Here is a 16,554-nt window from a genome sequence, read left to right as displayed (position 1 = left end):
TAAGCATCTCGATAAATCTCGGTTCAATTTGAGTGTTGCCAGTTGAACCGCAGGTCGAAGGAAGGCATTATGTTGCGACGCAGCATTTTGCTCTAGCTCATTGTCAGGTGCTCTGCCTTGCCGGTTCATAAGCCCAAAGCTCACTACGTGCCGCTCGACAGCGTTCGAGGTATCGCGGCTTTGTGTGTCGTCGTTCACCATTTCGTCGGCTCGGAGTTGCTTAAGACGATTCTGCCGCATCGGGCGTGGATCGACGTCGCGTTCTTTCATAATTCGTGGCTCTGCGTCGACCTGTTCTTCGTGCTCAGCGGCATCGTCATTTCGATGAGCTACATGAAGTCGGAATTCGGCGGGTTCGACTTCCGTGACTTCGTCTCGCGGCGTATTGCGCGAATCTATCCGCTTCACCTTGCGACGTTGCTCGCCTTCCTGTCGTTTCGATTGATGAAGATGGGCCTGGTGGCGATCGGCGTCCTGCACTTCGCGTCACCCGAGATGGTGGTCAACAACTACGTCTCCTTCGTCGTGAACCTCCTGCTGCTGCAGGCGTCCGGCATCATCGGCTATCTGAGCTGGAACGGGCCGAGCTGGAGCATCAGTGCGGAGTTCTACACCTACCTCGTCTTCGCAGCCGTGATGCTCGTGGCGCAGGCCGCGAGGAATGTCCGCATGGTCTACGCCCTCTCGATCCTGCTCGTTGTGGGCAGCCTCGGAATCATCCTGTTCGTGCTGCGGATGGAAAGCCTGGACTTTCATTATCAGTTCGGCATCGTTCGTTGCGTTCTCAGCTTCTTCCTCGGGGTGCTGACGGTTCGCGCGGCGGCAATGGTGCGGCCGGACGTGAGCCCTGTGCTTCAGTCGGTCGTGCAGATCGGCGCGGCGGTTACGGCGATCTTGATCATCTCGGTGGTCGGGTGGCTGCCGGTCATCAGCTTCGTCGCGCCGGTTGTCTTTGCGATCCTGCTCGGGTCGCTGATGGTGTTCCCCAATCGTCCGCTGCCCGAACTGCTGACGGCGAAGCCGCTGGTGTGGCTGGGCAAGCGGTCCTATTCGATCTACATGGTCCACGCGCTGGTGCTCGTCCTGCTCGAATATTTTGCGCGCGGCGTTGGAACGGCCCGTTTCCAGTCGTTGGATGGTCTGCTGCCCGGCTTGCCCGCCTCGGTGCTGCTCGTCGCTTTCGTTGGCGCGGTGCTCGCGCTTTCGAACCTGACCTACACCACCATCGAAATGCCGGGGTCGCGGCTGGTTCTCGGGCTGCTCAGGCCCCGTCCAGCCAATTCGCTCGCCGCAGCCGAGTGAATCGATGGCCGCTCATCCATCATCTTCAACGCTTGTTGCTCCGGGCTTCCGCTTCGCGGAACCGCCCATCGACGATGGCGCGCAGGCGAGCGGTTCGACCTTCAATCTTGAGGCGATCGCGCTGGTTCTCTACTTCTATCGCGACGCGCTCGCCGGCGCATTGCGCTATTACCTGGCGGTCGCCAAGATCGACCCCATCTGGTTCCTGCCCGACATCTTCGCGATGGTTTGCATCCTCGCGTTCATCCAGCGCTACATCCTGGTGGGGAGAAGCCTGGTTGCGATCCTGACGCTGTTCTACATCGCGTTTGCACTTTATCTCGGATACGTTTTCCTCGGCTACTTCACCGGCATGATATCGTCGTTCAAGATGATCGCACCGGTGTTCGTGGGGTTCTGCTTCTGCGGCCGCAATTTCGGCGAGTACCGGCGACTGCTGGCCTGGATTCATCCCCTCTTTTACCTCACGATTTTCGGCATTTTCCTGTCCTCCCGTATTCAGCTGCCGTGGGTCGGTTTCGCCTACGAGACCTTCGGAGGAACGCGGCAGGCGAGCCGGCTCTGGTGGGCGGCGTCGGAGACGCGGCTGGCTGGCCTTGCGGCCGACAGCACCATGGCCGCCTTCTTCGTGTTCATCACCTACGTGGTGACGTCCGTGCGCCGCAGCCTGCTGTGGTGCCTGCTTTGGGCGCCGGTCGGCCTCTATGCGATCAAGCTGACGACCAGCAAGACCTCGCTGGGCGTGATGGTGATCTACGTCGTTTGTCTGGTCATTGTCCGGCTTCTGCCCGAGCGCGAGAAGTTTCCCATGCTGCGCCGAATGGCGCTGCTGTCGTTCCTATCGATCCTCGTACCCGCGCTGCTGATGGCCCTGTTCTCCGGCAGCTCGCTCGTCAGCATATCGCGCAGCTTGTACAGCCTGCAGGACCGCGTCAACAACAGCTGGCAACTGCCATTCGTCTACATGGCCGATCTCATGCCGGTGGGCTTCTTCTTCGGCTGCGGCCTCGGATGCTTCAACTATCCGCAGCTGCTGTTCTCGAACAAGCTCAGCTATTACGTGCCGGTGGATAATTTCTACCTCGGCACGTATCTGATGTTCGGGCCGATCTTCGTGGTGTTCGTGATCCTGGTCATCCTCGCGGTCGCAAGGACCAGGGACATCTACAAGCTCTCTTTCGCGGTCGCGATGAATCTCTTCACCATCACGGTCCTGGCCTATGGTCCGGCAAGCGGCTTGATCATGCTGAGTGTGGTATTCAGCGAAGTCTTCGCGCGAGAAAAGGGGAGAGCTGACAGGATCGCCTCGAGCGCGGCGCCGCTGGCGCCTGACGTCGATGACCTGGTTTCGCGGCCGGCGTGAGGCCATGTTGCCACATGCAATGAGCTGCGGTGCGCAGCGCGGGCTCCGGTCCGGAATTTTCCTTCATCTCGGGATCGGATCGCAGCAGTGAGCGGAGACAGCAAGAATTTCGTGGAGGCGATCCAGGGGCTGCGCGGCGTCGCGGCGCTCAGCGTGCTGATCGTGCATCTGCAGGACATGCCGCTGCTGGCGGGCTTCCTGCCTCCGATCTGGCCGTGGCTCGAAGCCACGGTCAACATGGGTGGGCACGGGGTCGAGCTGTTCTTCATGATCAGCGGCTTCTTGATCCCGGCGAGCCTCATGCGCCACCGCAGCGTCGCGAGGTTCTTTCTCGATCGCGCCCTGCGAATCCTGCCCGTGTTCGTGATCCTGCATCTGATCCTGTTCACGGCGGGCCCCCTGGTCGGCTACAAGTTCTTCAAGGGCATCGACCTGGCGACATATCTCAAGCTGTTCTTCGTCAATCTCGCGTTCCTGCCGGACGCGCTGGGATTGCCGATCGGCCAGCAGAACGCCTGGACGCTGGCTTACGAATGGGCATTCTACATTCTGTTCGCGATTATCTTCGTGATGGCCGTTCAGCGCAGGAACTGGTTGCTGGCGGCGCCGTTCATCCTGCTCGGTGTTGCCGGCATTGTCTTCCGGCCGATCGCCGCCTTCTTCCTCGTCGGTTTGCTGTTCAGTCTGATCGACTGGCGGATCCGAATCGGTGGCTGGCGCGGCGTGCTGGCCGGCTTCGTCTGCGGCGCCGCCATGTACGTGTCGATCGAACATGTGCATCCGCTGGTCGGGCTGCTGCCGGGAGCGCTGCTGTTTGGAATGGTCCTTGCTCCGGACTCCGGTGTTGCCGTTGCGCTGAGCGGCAGGTTCCTGCAGTTCCTCGGAAAGATCAGTTACAGCCTCTATTTGGTCCATCCTTTCGCGCTATTTCCGTTGCAGGTCATCGGCGTGAAGCTGGCGGCGCATGGCGTCAATCTGTGGCTGATCTGGGCCGCCTTTGCGGGCCTCGGTCTGGTTGCTTCGCTGATCGCGGGTGCGGTCAGCTACGAGCTGATCGAGGTGAGACTCCGCCGCTTGCTCGATCCGGCGCTGCGGGGCCTGTTTTTCGGAGTGCGTCGTGAAGCCCGTTATGTCGCGTGAGCGCGTTCCCATGCCATCGTTTCAGCCGGATCACGTACGGGTGACGTCATGATCATCAAGAATCTGCTTTCGATGTCGAGCGTGAACGTCGTCAAGTCGGCCGTTCAGTTCCTCATCACGCTGCTGATCACCTATTTCGTGACGCCGACCGAATTCGGGCTCGTGGCGTTTTCGCTGCCGTTCATCGCCTTCATCTCCATGCTGACCGATCTCGGGCTGTCGAGCGCGATGATCCAGCGGAGCTCGCTGACGAAGGAGGAAGCCGGTGCGGCGACGACCCTGATGGTTGCGATCGGGATCGGCTGTGCCCTGGTGCTGGCCGCAGCCTCGAAGCCGCTCGGCGCCGCGGTCAATATGCCGGGCCTGCCGGCCGTGCTGGCCGCGCTCTCGGGCTCGGTGGTCCTGTCGATCTCCGCGATGGGACCGCGCGCGGTGCTGGAGCGATCCCTGCGGTATCAGACGATCGCCCTGATCGAGGCCGGAGCGGCCCTCATTGCTGCGATCGTCGGCGTGGCTGGCGCCGTGCTGGGCTGGGGAATCTGGGCGCTGATCGCGTATTACGTCCTGATGCAGGCCGTGCGAGCCGTCGCGTTCTATGTGAACACCAGGCGCCACATTCACCTGTCCTTCAAATGGCGCAGCGTCGCCCTGATGCTGTCGTTCGGCGGCTGGGTGCTGGCTTCGAACGTCCTCAACTTCGCTGCGAGAAACGTCGGCAATCTCATGATCGGCGCCAAATTGGGCGCGGCGGCGGTCGGCCTGTTCGGTCTCGCCTTCCAGTTCATGACGCTGCCGCTGATGATCCTCTCGTGGCCGGGCGGCGGAGTTCTGATGGCGACCTTGAGCCGGATGAACGGCGAGCGGGAGCAGGAGCGGCGCAGGGCGGCGATCTGCGCGGTTCTCGGCATGACGGCGATGATCACGTTCCCGGCGATGATCTATCTGACATTCGGGCTGAAATATCCCGTTGCGACATTCCTGTCGGCGCATTGGCAGGAAGTGTTGCCGCTGATCGCCATTCTCGCGCCGGCGGGCGCCGCGCAGTCGATCGCGGCCTATGCCGGCCCGGTTCTGCTGGCGCACGACAAGGCACGACTTCAGTTCTGGGTAAGCACCGCCAACAGCGCCAGCATGATTCTCGCCTTCCTCATCGCGTTGCCGTTCGGGCTGACGGCCGTGGCCGTCGTGTATCTGGTCGTATCGATCCTGGTTTGCGCGCTCATGCTGATGATCGGAGCTAGAAGCTGCGCGGTCCCTTATGCAGCGCTGTTCGCGGCCCTGATGCCGGCCACCGTCGCCACGACGCTCGGCGCTGTGTGTGCGCTCGTCGCCACGAAGGCAGATGTTGCAAGCCTGTCGCATTGGCTGATTGCGACGGCGGTCTATGTTCTGATCGTACTCGGCAGCTATGTGGTCTTCAGGCGCCGGATCTGGAGCAGCGTGCAGTCGCTGCTTGGTGGGTCGGCTCCGTCGATTCAGGCAAATCTTCCCTCGGCAAGTTAGTAGAGATTGGTGGATGTCTTCAGAAGCGGGAATGGGGAGCGAGCCTCAGGCGGGAATTCCGTGGCGCGAGGACCTGATGGCGAATACCGGCAAGTCCGGTGTCGGGGCAGCCTTCATCGCCTTGCTCACGAGCCCGGGCTTTGCCGTGATCACGACCTGGCGGATAGCCAAGATGCTGCGCTTCCAGACACGCTGGGGGCACCAGATCACCTGGCTGCTGGTGCGAGCGCTGATGCGCCGCGGCTGCTACATCTCGGTTCTAGCAGAGATCGGGCCGGGTCTGATCCTGCCGCATCCGACCGGCGTCGTGATCGGCGAGGGCGCCCGGATCGGCCGTTCCGTGATGCTGTATCACAATGTCACGCTCGGACGGCGCGCCTGGGATGAGCCGGGTTGCCCGACCATCGGCGACAATGTTGTCATCTATACCGGTGCCGTCATTGTCGGCCCGACGTCGATTGGCGAAGGCGCCAACGTCGCGGCCAATGCGGTCGTGACGCGTGATGTTCCGCCGCACGCCGTCGCTGCGGGAGCACCCGCGCGGGTCGTGCGCTCGCAAGCACCGGGCCGCATGCGCGCCTGAAGCAGCGCGACGGGCGCGAGTATCCTGCCGTTTGGTTGTTCGTCGACGGCAGAAGGCAATCGCTTGCGCATGAGCGTGAGCACAACAATCTCTGGCGCGGCGTTTGGCGCTCCGAGGATCACGAACAGTTTTCTCCTGACGTTGACGAGAGACGGTCGGCGCTTCGCGGTTCAATGCACCGAGCAAGCGCGGGCGCAGATCGTATCTGCATGCGGGCTGATCCGTCGTCGATCTCAATGCGTGCGTGAAACTCTCGCATGAACATGCATTGCTGATCATCTCTAATGATGTTGCATTGCATCTCATCTGCAATCATTATGAGTTTAGGCAAATGCAATTCTGGAAAAATTCGATGACGCTTGAGGACAAGATTGCAGCGGCCAATGGTCGGCCGACTGGGTTTGACTATCTCAGACTGGCTCTCGCTTTAAGCGTAGTCGCGGTGCATATTTTCCAGACCGGTTTAGGCGACGAGGCCGCCAGCGCCTATCTCACGCCCGTTGTTCGCCCGCTGGTTGCCTGCATATTGCCTATGTTTTTCGCACTGAGCGGCTTTTTGGTGGCCGGCAGCCTGGTGCGGACGCAAACCTTGCCGGAATTCTTTGCGCTTCGCGTCATCAGGCTTGCGCCTGCGCTGATTGCGGAAGTTGTCCTGAGCGCGTTTGTGATCGGCGCCTTGTTCACGGCGCTACCGCTCTCCGAGTATTTTTCGCACCCCAAGTTCTGGGCCTACCTCCTGAACATCATTGGATATATCCATTTCACGCTGCCCGGCGTGTTTCTGGATAATCCGCGGCCGAACATGGTCAATCAGCAGCTCTGGACAATCCCGTGGGAACTGGATTGCTACATTGTGCTCGGGGCACTTGCGTTTGCAGGTTTGAAGAAGAGCAGGACGCTATTGATCGTCGCAATTGTCGCAGCTCATATCTTCGCGATGTATTGGTACAGCGTTCATGAGGCGAAGTCGCCATTGACTGCCAAGGCCGCGGTGCTGCCGATATCGTTTCTTGTTGGCGTGCTGTTCTACTTTTACGCGAGCAAGATCAAGTGGTCTTTTGCGCTGTTCGGCATCGCCCTGGCGGTTTCGTATCTCCTGCTCCGCTTTCCCAATGGCGACCTCGTCGTCGCCGTCCCGCTGACATACGTGACGGTGTTCCTGGGGGTTGCCAATCCCGCTCGAAACAAGCTCATGCTCAGCGGAGACTATTCTTACGGCATCTATCTGTACGGGTTCCCGCTTCAGCAGGCCTTTGCTCATCTGTGGCCGGGTCTGAACCTGGGATCGGCAGCGGCTGTCGTAGCAACTGTTTGCTTTGCAGCCTTTTCATGGTGGTGTGTCGAACGCCCGGCGCTGGGCGCCAGGAAACTTCTCAAGAAAATCAAATGGCCTGCACGACTGCGCTTGTCAGCGCCCGATCGTACAGTCATGGAGATTGAGGACGCAGCCGTACGGAAATGACTGCCGGCGGGGAGTTCGACATCTGCGCGGCCACAGCGCTCCGGCCCTACTGAAGTTGCTCTTCCTGTTGTCACAGAGACAAGCGCCGGCAGGCTCACCTGCCGGCGCTCGTCTTTGTGTCAGACAAACAGGAAGTTGCCGTGATCGAGCGTCGCGGCCGTTTGTTTCGCAGCTTCTTCGTGGTGGTTTGTCGAACGTCCGGCGTTGGCTGCCAGGAAGCTCGTCAAGAAAATCAAATGGCCTGCACGACTGCGCGTGTCAGCGGCTGATGGTCCAGTCATTGAGGACACGGCCGTCCGGAAATGAGGCCCGCGGGAAATACGACACCGGCTCGGCCGCAGCTTCCCGGTTACACCGAAGTCGCTCGTCCTATTGTCCTGGAGACTGCGCCGGCAGGCTCACCTGCCGGCGCTTGTCTTCGTGTCAGACGAACAGGAAGTTGCCGTGATCGAGCGTCGTCGAATTCACGTTCTTCAACAGGATCGAGTCGTTCGTCGAGAGCTGGATCAGCGTATCCGAACCCGACTGCGAAATCTGCAAATGGCTGTAGTCGGCCACCAGTGATTTCAGGATCTCGATCGTGTCGTGGTTGGACGCTGTTCCGGCGTGGAAGCTCTTGATCTGATCGTTGCCGCCGTCGAACATGACGGTCGTGGTGCCCGGCGCCGCGGAGAAGACGTCGTTGCCGCCTCCGCCGGCCAGCGTCAGTCCCGCGCTCACCGCGGTGACGTTGTGGGTGCCATCGCTGTTGGTCACGTCGATCGCGAGCAGCGAGCCGCTGGAATTGTAGCTGTCGTGCTCGACGGCGCCCGGCAGTCCCGAGAGCTGGAACTTGAAGATGTCGGAGCTGCCGTCGGCGTTGTTGATGGTTTCCGTCGTCTTGACCCCGGCGCTGTCGTAAACATCCGTGATCTTGCTGCCGTCCGACTTGAGAACCTGCGTGTAGTCGAGCGTGCCATCCGCGTGGGAGCGCTCGAGTAGCGTCACCTTGTTCGAGGAATCGAGGTGCTGATGCTCCGTCACGTAGCTCTTGCCGGTGATGTTGTACGCGTAGTTGTCGTGGCTGCCATCGGCATTGTTGATGTAGGCCTTGGTCTTGACGCCTGATGTGTAGATCGTCGTCGAATTCGACCCGTCCTTGTTCAGCACGTAGTCGCTGGAGAGGTTGCCGCTGCTGTCGAACAGCTTGGTCTCCTTGGTGCCGTCGGCATTGACGACATAGATCGACGAATTCAGCCCGTTCACGTAATTCGTCGTCGTGACATCGCCGCCGGCGGTCTTGACGACGTGCTGGGTGGTCGCGCCGGACGAATCGTAGGTGTCCGTCGTGGTCGACCCATCGGTGCCGTTGAGGATCTCGCTCGTCTTGTGACCGGTGCTGTCGTAGAGGTCGGTGACCTTGCTGCCGTCGCTGTTGATCACCTGCTTGTAGGCAAGGGTGTCGTCGGCATGTAGCCGGGTCAGGGTCGTCAGCGTGCCGGCCGCGGTGAGGTGCTGGATCTCGGTCGTATAGCTCTGGCCCGTGATGTTGTAGAAGGTATTGTCGTGGCTGCCGTCGGTGTTGGTGACGTAGAGCTTCATCTTGACGCCGGCCGAATAGACCGTGTTCGAGGACGAGCCATCCTTGTTCTGGACCAGATCGCTGGCGATGATGCCGTTGGAGTCGTACAGCTTGGTGTCCTTCGATCCGTCGGCGTTGACCACGTAGACCGATGCCAGCCGCGTGCCGCTGTAGTTCGTCGTGGTGGTGTCGCCGGAGCTCGTCTTGACGATCTCCTGCTTCAGTGCGCCGGACGACGGGTCGTAAGTATCGGTCGTCGTCGCTGACGACGTGACGGTGACGACCGAGGTCTTGTGGCCGGTGGAGTCGTACTGGGTCGTGACCTTGCTGCCGTCGCTGTTCAGCACCTGGCTGTAGGCCATCGAGCCGTCGGCATGGGTGCGGCTGACCAGCAGCAGCTTCCCGCTGGGATCGATGTGGTCGTGCTCGGTCGTGTAGGACTGGCCGGTGATGTTGAAATAGTAATTGTCGCGGCTGCCGTCGGCGTTGGTGACATAGGCCTTGGTCTTGACGCCGGCCGTGTACAGCGTGTTCGAGGACGAGCCGTCCTTGTTCTGAACGAGGTCGCTGGCGATGATGCCGTTGGAATCGTAGAGCTTCGAGTCCTTCGAGCCGTCGGCGTTCACCACGTAGACCGACACCAGCAGCGAGCCGTTGTAGTTGGTCGTTGTCACGTTGCCGGAGGCCGTCTGCACGACCGTCTGCTTGAGTGCGCCGGCGGCGGTGTAGAAGTCTGTCGTGGTGGCCGTCGACGTCGTGGTGACGACCGAGGTCTTGTGGCCGGTGGAGTCGTACTGGGTCGTGACCTTGCTGCCGTCGCCGTTCAGCACCTGGCTGTAGGCCATCGTGCCGTCGGCATGCGTGCGGCTTACCGAGACAAGCTTGCCGCTTGCATCGAGATGGTCGTGCTCGCTGGTGTAGGACTGGCCGGTGATGTTGTAATAGTAGTTGTCGCGGCTGCCGTCGGCGTTGGTGACATAGGTCTTGGTCTTGACGCCCGCCGTATAGAGCGTGTTCGACGACGAGCCGTCGGCGCTCTGGATCAGGTCGCTCGCGATGATGCCCTTGGCGTCGTACAGTTTCGACTCCTTGGACCCGTCGGCATTGACCACGTAGACGGACGCCAGCAGCGAACCGTTGTAGTTCGTGGTGGTCACGTTGCCGGAGGTCGTCTGCACGATCGTCTGCTTGAGCGCGCCGGTCGTGGTATAGAGGTCGGTCGTGGTCGCCGTCGACGTGACGGTGATCACCGAGGTCTTGTGCCCCGTGGAGTCGTACTGGGTCGTGACCTTGCTGCCGTCGCTGTTGAAGATCTGGCTGTAGGCCATGGAGCCGTCGGCATGCGTGCGGACGACGGACAGCAGCCTTCCGCTGGCGTCGAGCTGGTCGTGCTCGGTCGTGTAGGACTGGCCGGTGATGTTGTAATAGTAGTTGTCGTGCGTGCGGTCGGCATTGGTGACGTACATCTTGGTCTTGACGCCGGCCGAGTAGAGCGTGTTCGAGGAGGATCCGTCTTTGTTCTGGACGAGGTCCGCGATCAAATTGCCGCTCGCATCGTAGGTCTTGGTGTCCTTGTCGCCGATCGCCGTGACCGTGACGTCACGCACCATCTTGCCGTTGGTGTAGGCGATGCTCTCCGTCGAGCCATCGGTATTGAGCGTGGCCTTGCTGGTGATGATGCCGTTCGTGAAGTTCGACGTGCTGGTCGATAGAAGCGTCGCCGAGGAGTCGTAGACCTTGGTCACGCTCCAGGTGTCGGTCGAATTGGTGACGGAGAACTGGTAGCCGCCCTGGATCGCCGCCAGCGCCTTCGTATAGTGCGAGATCATGTACTCCATGGTCGAGATCGAGGCGACCGGAAGCACGTGCGTGTCGGTGAGCGTGATGGTCTGAAGCGAAGCCGAGGCGTTCAGCTCGGACATCTGCGACACGATGTCCTCAGCGGTTCCGCTGACATCGGTCACGGCGGGCGGCGTCGTGCCGCCTCCTGTCGGAGCGTCGATCTCGATGATCAGTGGGTGGTCCGAGACCGGAACCACGATCTGGCTGACGTCGGTATAGGTGGCGATCGGCGTGCTGCCCTTCAGCGGATCGTAGACGCTGATCAGGTGATGGACGCTGCCGAGGTTCACCGTGACGGAACTGGTCGGGTTCGAGATCTCGGTGTCGGTCGCGTCGTTCCAGATTTTGGGTTCCGCCCACACCACCAGCTCATAGGCGCCGTTGCTCTTGCCGAGAACCATGCTGTTCCCGCTCGCAGGCAGGCCGTCGAGCGTGTAGTTCAGCGACGCGGTCGGCGCGTTGCCGCCCTTGCCGTCGTCGGCCAGGATCGTGGTCAGGTTGTGGATCGCGGTCGCGGCGAGCTTCGGAGTTCCGTCGCTGTTGAACAGGCCCCAGTGCGATTCGGAGTCCGTGGGGTCGTTGCTCGCCGAAGCGTCGAGCAGCTGATAGAGATAAGTTGTGCTGACGCCGTCCTTGTAGGCATCGACCAACGTGTTCAGGATCGACTTCGCCTGCACGTTCTCGTTGGCGCCAATATAAGGTGTGTCGCTCTTGGTGGTGTAGCCGGTCTCGGTGATCACGACCGGATCGGTGCCGGTCACCGACGTAGCGTTGCCGAGCAGGGCTTGAAGGGCGGCCGCGGGCGTCAGGCTCGTGCTGACATATGCGTGGGAGTTGGCGTAATCCGTCGAGCCCGAGAGGTCTCCGAGCTTTGCGTAGTCGGTGGTGTCGTTGTAACCCAGCGACAGGTTATAGACCGAAATCTTGCTGAGCGTGCCGTCGGCCTTGATGGCGTTGTAGTAGGCGGTCTGGAACCGCGCCGCGGCCTCGATGGTCAAGGTTCCGTCGTAGTTGAATTCGTCGAGGTTGACCTCGTTGAGGCCCTCGAGCGCGATGACGCTGCCTTGATGGCTGGTCGCGAACGCCTTGACCGCATCGAGATAATCTTGAAGTGCGGATGTGCCGCCGATCGCAACCTTCGACTGAACCACGAGGTCAAACTTGTACCCGTCCTTGGCGAGGCCATCGAGGACCGGTTGGGCGGCCGGGCTTGTCGCAAGTCCGTCGCGCAGCTTCGTAACACCGAGATATTTGAGGTCGTCCTCTACGAGTGCGAGGTTGTTGTAGCCTCCCCACCCATAACCAACGTGGGTATTGACGCCGATGGAACTAATGAAGGTGCTCGCCGACAGGATCGTCTGATCTGGTGATGCAGTAGTCATCGGTATTCCGAATCCTTTCTGGAGCGCGAGAGTTCGTTGCCGCTTGTAACCGTCGTATCGGCCAATCTCTGTTTTTGGAGTTGGTGAGATCAGTAAAAATAGACGCACCCCGGAGATTTTCTCACCGGAGCGTTCTGCACGACGCCGACCCGCGTACGAATCTGCCTAGAGTGATTGATTCTGAATCACCACGCCAATGTGCTGTCAGCGTGACGTCGCGATGGCGATGCAACGACGATGTTGCATCGATGTTGTGCCGCTGCTCAATCAAAGCGCATCTGCTTGTCGCGCAGGCAGCATCGAGCTCGATTGTGTTAAGCGCTATTAAGCCTATGGTCAGGGCAGATCGAATTGCCTAGAAGCGGGTTGCCGTAAATGCACGGGCCGAACTTCGAATGTGACAACTGTTCTGGCGTCGAAGGCTCGACTGGAGTCTGCCGAAGTTTCCCGAGAGCTGCGAGGAGTCAGGAATCGGATGCGGTGGAACTTTCTCTGGAAGATCAGCGCGCTTCTTTTTGTCGCTGTGACGAGCGCGTCGATGTCGTCGTCTGCCGAGGCGCTGGAGTGGGGCTTGAACGGACCCGCAGCGATGCGAAAGGATCCCGAGCCGTTCTTTCGCGTGATGAAGGAGCGCGGCTTCACCGTGATCAGATGGGGCGTGAACCTGACCAAGGACAACGAGCAGACGGGAGGTCCGGCGTTCGCGAAGACATTCCAGCTGGCCAAGGCCTACGGGATAAGACTGCAGCCGGTCTTCGGCTTCCCGTTCCGTTGGGGGGATCGCACCGATGCAGGCCTGTATCCTGCCGGTGATCGCGAGGCGCTGTACCAGCAGGGATACAACCGGACGTATGCGTTCGTGAAACAGTTCAAGAATGAGATCGATCAGTGGGAATTGGAGAACGAGATCAATCTCGTTGCGCGCGACCGCAACGACAAGCGCCTTTTCGGCCAGGGGATGACCGCTGCGGAGTTCGAGATGCCGGCCATGGAGGATTGGGCAGCCGTTCTGCGCGGGGCGTCTGACGCGATCGACCGGATCAATCAGGAGAGCGGGTTGCACCTGAAGAAGATCCTGAACACCACCTCGACGATGTTCGGCTTCCTGGATTTCATGGAGTCGCGCGGCGTGCACTACGACCTGATTTCCTACCATTACTACGAAGTGCTGGGACAGGATATGCGTCATGCCTGGAACGGCTGGAACCCGCGCTTCGACTTGTTCAAGAAGCTCGCGTCCTATCGCCGGCACGTCCTCTTCAACGAGGTCAATTGCGGCGAGATCTACAAGCCCGATTACGGCAACGCCCCTGGGGACGCTGCAACCGAGCGTTGTCTACGGAATTTGAACGGTATGTTGACGGCAATCAGGGATCAGAAGGACGTCGTGGTCGATGCCATCAACATCTACCAAATCGTCGACGAGCCGGCCAAGAAGCCGCCGGAAAACCGCTTTGGCCTGATGTACGATTTGGACCGACCGAAGGTCGCGCTCTACCTCGTGTCGCGCTTTGCGGGGGGCAAGCTCACTCCGGAGGAAGCCGCTGAACTCCAGAAACGCGGCTTCTGAAGCGGCTTTTGCCGGCCTGTCGCGTGTCGCAGATCCGCAACGTCAATATGTTAGGCGCGCAAAGCTATTGCGGGCAAACCGCTGGCACGGCACGAAATTTGCCGCTAAGCACTGGTTAAAGTCTCGTTGATCGAACGGAGTAGAAGGCCATTCCCATGAAGGATCCCATGTCGGGCGCCCCGAATGTCATGTTTCTGGTTGAGGTCGTGAACTGCAATGACGGGATTGCATCCTATTGCGAGACCTTGGCCACGGGGCTGCACGCCCGCGGCGTGCAGATCCACCTGGTCTCCGGCATCGTGCGGTCGGACGAGAAGTCGGAATACAAGCGCCAGAAGCTGGCGGCGGCCGTCAAGCAGTGGCACGTCGTTCCCGGACTTCGCAAGCTGCCCTCGCTGTCGATCTTCATGCAGCTCCTGAAGGTGATCCGGGAGAACGACATCTCCGTGATCAACGTCCACGGGCTCGGCATGCTGATGTGGGGGCGGCTGCTGTCGCTGCTGACCGGCGCGCGCTGCGTGGCGACCTATCATCCATCGGTGCTCGGGAACATCGACAAGGTGCAGAATGCGCCGCAGTCGACGTTCAGCCTGGTCCAGATCCTGTACTTCAACCTGTTCCTTCCGCACACCCTCATTCTGATGTCGGAGGAATCGCTCCGGCATCTCAGACGCTACGTGCTGTTCGGCAAGAACCGGATCGCCAAGGTGTATGGCGGCGTCGATACCGTACATTTCCGTCCGCCGTCGGATGCCGAGCGCCGCGATGCCCGCGCCAAATTCGGCGTCGCCGAGGGCGAGTTCATGTGCCTGCTGGCGGCGCGTCTCGCCTGGGTGAAGGGCCACGACCTTCTCATCAAGGCGGCGCGCAAGATCCGCGACAGCGCCACGCCTTCGCCCATCGATATCAAATGCTACTTCGTCGGCAGTGGGGGCGCCGAGCGCGAGAAGGAGATCAAGTCGTTTGCCTTTGCCGGCGAGAAGGACAAGCACACCTTCAAGTTCCTCGGCTTCATGGGCGACGTCCGTGAAATTCTCTGGGCCGCCGACGTGTTCGCGCTGCCGAGCCGGTTCGAGGGATTCCCGCTCGGCGTTGCCGAGGCCATGGCGACGGGACTGGTCCCCGTGCGGACCCCGGCGGGGGGCGCAACGGACCAGATCATCGAAGGTCAGACCGGCTTCATCGTGCCGTTCGAGGACGTCGATGCGCTCGTCGGCGCGCTTGAGAAAGTAGCGGATCCCGCAACCCGCGCTGCGCTGTCGCGCAATGCCCTTGCGCGCGCCCAGCAATATTTCGGCGTCGGGCCGATGGTCGACGAGACGCTCAGGATCTACGGCCTGATCGGCGACACCAGCGGCAATGCGCTGGCGCACGCGGTGAAGGCTTGATCTAGGCTTAATCTAGCTGCGTGCCGAAGCCAGCAGGTCGCCTCGCCACGTCACCAGGACGACGGCAAGGCCGGCGACGGCGATCTTCCCCGCAAGCCAGAGCAGGGAATCGGAGGGGGCCGTCGCGAGCATGGCGACCGCGGCGGCTGCGACGGTTGCCTCAACGATCAGCAGCGCGCGCGGCGCCGCCCGGAACCGGATCAGCGGGCCGCTGGCGAAGAGGATGACGAGCGCGGTGGCCAGTGCCGCGCTCGCGATTTGTCCCGCGACCGATATGTGCAGCAACGCGCCGATCGAAGCTGCCGCTGACACCAGCACCAGCTGGCACGCTGCGACGACCACCAGCCGCGTTGCCGATTTGGTCAGATGCGGCACGATCGCGAGGGTGGCCTGAAGGTGGGTGTGGAGAAAATAGAAGATCGCGGCGACCGGTGCGGCGCCGAGAAAATCGACCAGCAGATCGGCCGGAACGAACAAGTGCGCCGCGTCCGGCAGAAGGCCGATCAGCCCGCCCAGCATGACGATCGTCGCACACAGGATGAAGTCGAGCATGCGGGCGGTCGTCCTGCGCGCTTCGCCGTCGATGCTGCGCTCGAACTGGACGACGACATTGGGGTAGCAGACGGTGTGAATGGCGGCCACGAGAACAGAGAACGGCCGTTGCAGCAGGTCGATCGCCATCGAGAAGCCGGCGGCTCCCGTCGAGGCCCGGCCGAGCGTGGCGATCACGATCAGGCGCAGCGTGACGGGGACGGAGAGATGGATGACGGAGGCGGCCGCGGCCATGATGCCATAGCGGCAGAAATTGCCCCAATCCGCCAGCATCGCATGCCGCGACGGTCGCTGCAGCGAGATGCGATGTACGACCAGGCTCACGAGAAGCACGGCGCCGTAGCCCGCGGCGATGCCGCACAGCGTCGCCGCCGCGGTGCCGTGGAGGTGCGCGGCCGCAACCGCGCCGGCCAGAAGCACGCTGGCGCGCAGGATCAGCAGGGCTGACGCTGTCGCCAGCCGGTCGGACACGCGCACGATCATGAAATACAGGTCGGTGCCGCCTTGCAGCACGGCCAGCGCCAGCGCCAGGGCGACGACGCCTGTCTCCAGCGTGCTCAGCAGCCCCGCCACGCTGCCGACGAGCAGCAGAACCAGCGCACTGAGCCCTCCCGCTGCGAACAGCGAGAATCGCAGACGCGCCGCCTCTGCTCCGGAGGCGGCGGCGAGGAAGCGGACGCCGGCCAGTTGCAGCCATTCGAACACGAAGACGCAGGCCAGCTGGCTCGTCGCCAGCGCCAGCGAGAACGAGGTGTACTGGGCCGGAGAGAGGATATGGCTGACGGCGAAGATCAGAATGATCGCGGACGCACTCTGGTAGATGTAACTGCCGAATGCGAGCAGGCTGGTCATGTCTGACGATGCGCGTGAGGGAATATGGGGGAATGGTCGAGGGACGTCAGCGGC

At 61.4% G+C, this 16,554-nt stretch carries 10 protein-coding genes; 8 read left to right on the top strand and 2 right to left on the bottom strand.

Annotated features, from left to right (window positions below; genetic code table 11):
- The first annotated feature begins 117 nt into the window (after positions 1-117).
- The 6 genes from N2603_RS34730 (at position 118) to N2603_RS34705 (ending at position 7,353) form a co-directional block, all read left to right on the top strand.
- Positions 118-1,302: an acyltransferase family protein gene (locus N2603_RS34730; protein ID WP_260385668.1), complete on the top strand. Its 1,185-nt coding sequence runs from the start codon at positions 118-120 to the stop codon at positions 1,300-1,302.
- A gap of 4 nt (positions 1,303-1,306) precedes the next feature.
- The gene (locus N2603_RS34725) at positions 1,307-2,665 is read left to right on the top strand and encodes a hypothetical protein (RefSeq protein ID WP_260385667.1); all 1,359 of its coding nucleotides are present in this window, start codon (positions 1,307-1,309) and stop codon (positions 2,663-2,665) included.
- Between the two features lie 87 nt (positions 2,666-2,752).
- Entirely contained in the window at positions 2,753-3,805 is a 1,053-nt protein-coding gene (locus N2603_RS34720; RefSeq protein WP_260385666.1) for an acyltransferase family protein, read from the top strand.
- Positions 3,806-3,853: 48 nt separating this feature from the next.
- Positions 3,854-5,308, top strand: coding sequence for a lipopolysaccharide biosynthesis protein (locus N2603_RS34715; protein ID WP_260385665.1), 1,455 nt, complete (start codon positions 3,854-3,856; stop codon positions 5,306-5,308).
- A gap of 31 nt (positions 5,309-5,339) precedes the next feature.
- A complete protein-coding gene (locus N2603_RS34710) occupies positions 5,340-5,891 on the top strand; it encodes a serine O-acetyltransferase (RefSeq protein ID WP_260385664.1) in 552 nt (183 codons plus the stop codon).
- A 352-nt stretch (positions 5,892-6,243) separates the two neighbouring features.
- Positions 6,244-7,353 carry an acyltransferase family protein gene (locus N2603_RS34705; RefSeq protein WP_260385663.1) on the top strand — a complete coding sequence of 370 codons (1,110 nt, stop codon included), beginning with the start codon at positions 6,244-6,246 and terminating at the stop codon, positions 7,351-7,353.
- A gap of 423 nt (positions 7,354-7,776) precedes the next feature.
- On the opposite strand, the gene N2603_RS34700 is transcribed toward N2603_RS34705, so the two are convergent.
- On the bottom strand, positions 7,777-12,138 hold the full coding sequence (locus N2603_RS34700) for a glycoside hydrolase family protein (RefSeq protein WP_260385662.1): 4,362 nt from the start codon (positions 12,136-12,138) through the stop codon (positions 7,777-7,779).
- A gap of 397 nt (positions 12,139-12,535) precedes the next feature.
- Here N2603_RS34700 and N2603_RS34695 point away from each other — a divergent pair, with 397 nt between their 5' ends.
- Together N2603_RS34695 and N2603_RS34690 are read left to right on the top strand one after the other, a co-directional pair.
- Entirely contained in the window at positions 12,536-13,708 is a 1,173-nt protein-coding gene (locus N2603_RS34695; protein WP_260385661.1) for a glycosyl hydrolase 53 family protein, read from the top strand.
- Positions 13,709-13,863: 155 nt separating this feature from the next.
- Positions 13,864-15,096, top strand: a complete 1,233-nt coding sequence (locus N2603_RS34690; protein WP_260385660.1) for a glycosyltransferase family 4 protein — start codon at positions 13,864-13,866, stop codon at positions 15,094-15,096.
- A 12-nt stretch (positions 15,097-15,108) separates the two neighbouring features.
- On the opposite strand, the gene N2603_RS34685 is transcribed toward N2603_RS34690, so the two are convergent.
- On the bottom strand, positions 15,109-16,500 hold the full coding sequence (locus N2603_RS34685) for a hypothetical protein (RefSeq protein ID WP_018644060.1): 1,392 nt from the start codon (positions 16,498-16,500) through the stop codon (positions 15,109-15,111).
- Positions 16,501-16,554 lie beyond the last annotated feature (54 nt).

Source organism: Bradyrhizobium huanghuaihaiense (assembly GCF_025200885.1).
GTDB classification, from domain to species: Bacteria; Pseudomonadota; Alphaproteobacteria; order Rhizobiales; family Xanthobacteraceae; genus Bradyrhizobium; species Bradyrhizobium huanghuaihaiense.
This window is presented reverse-complemented; position numbering and strand designations above follow the sequence as displayed.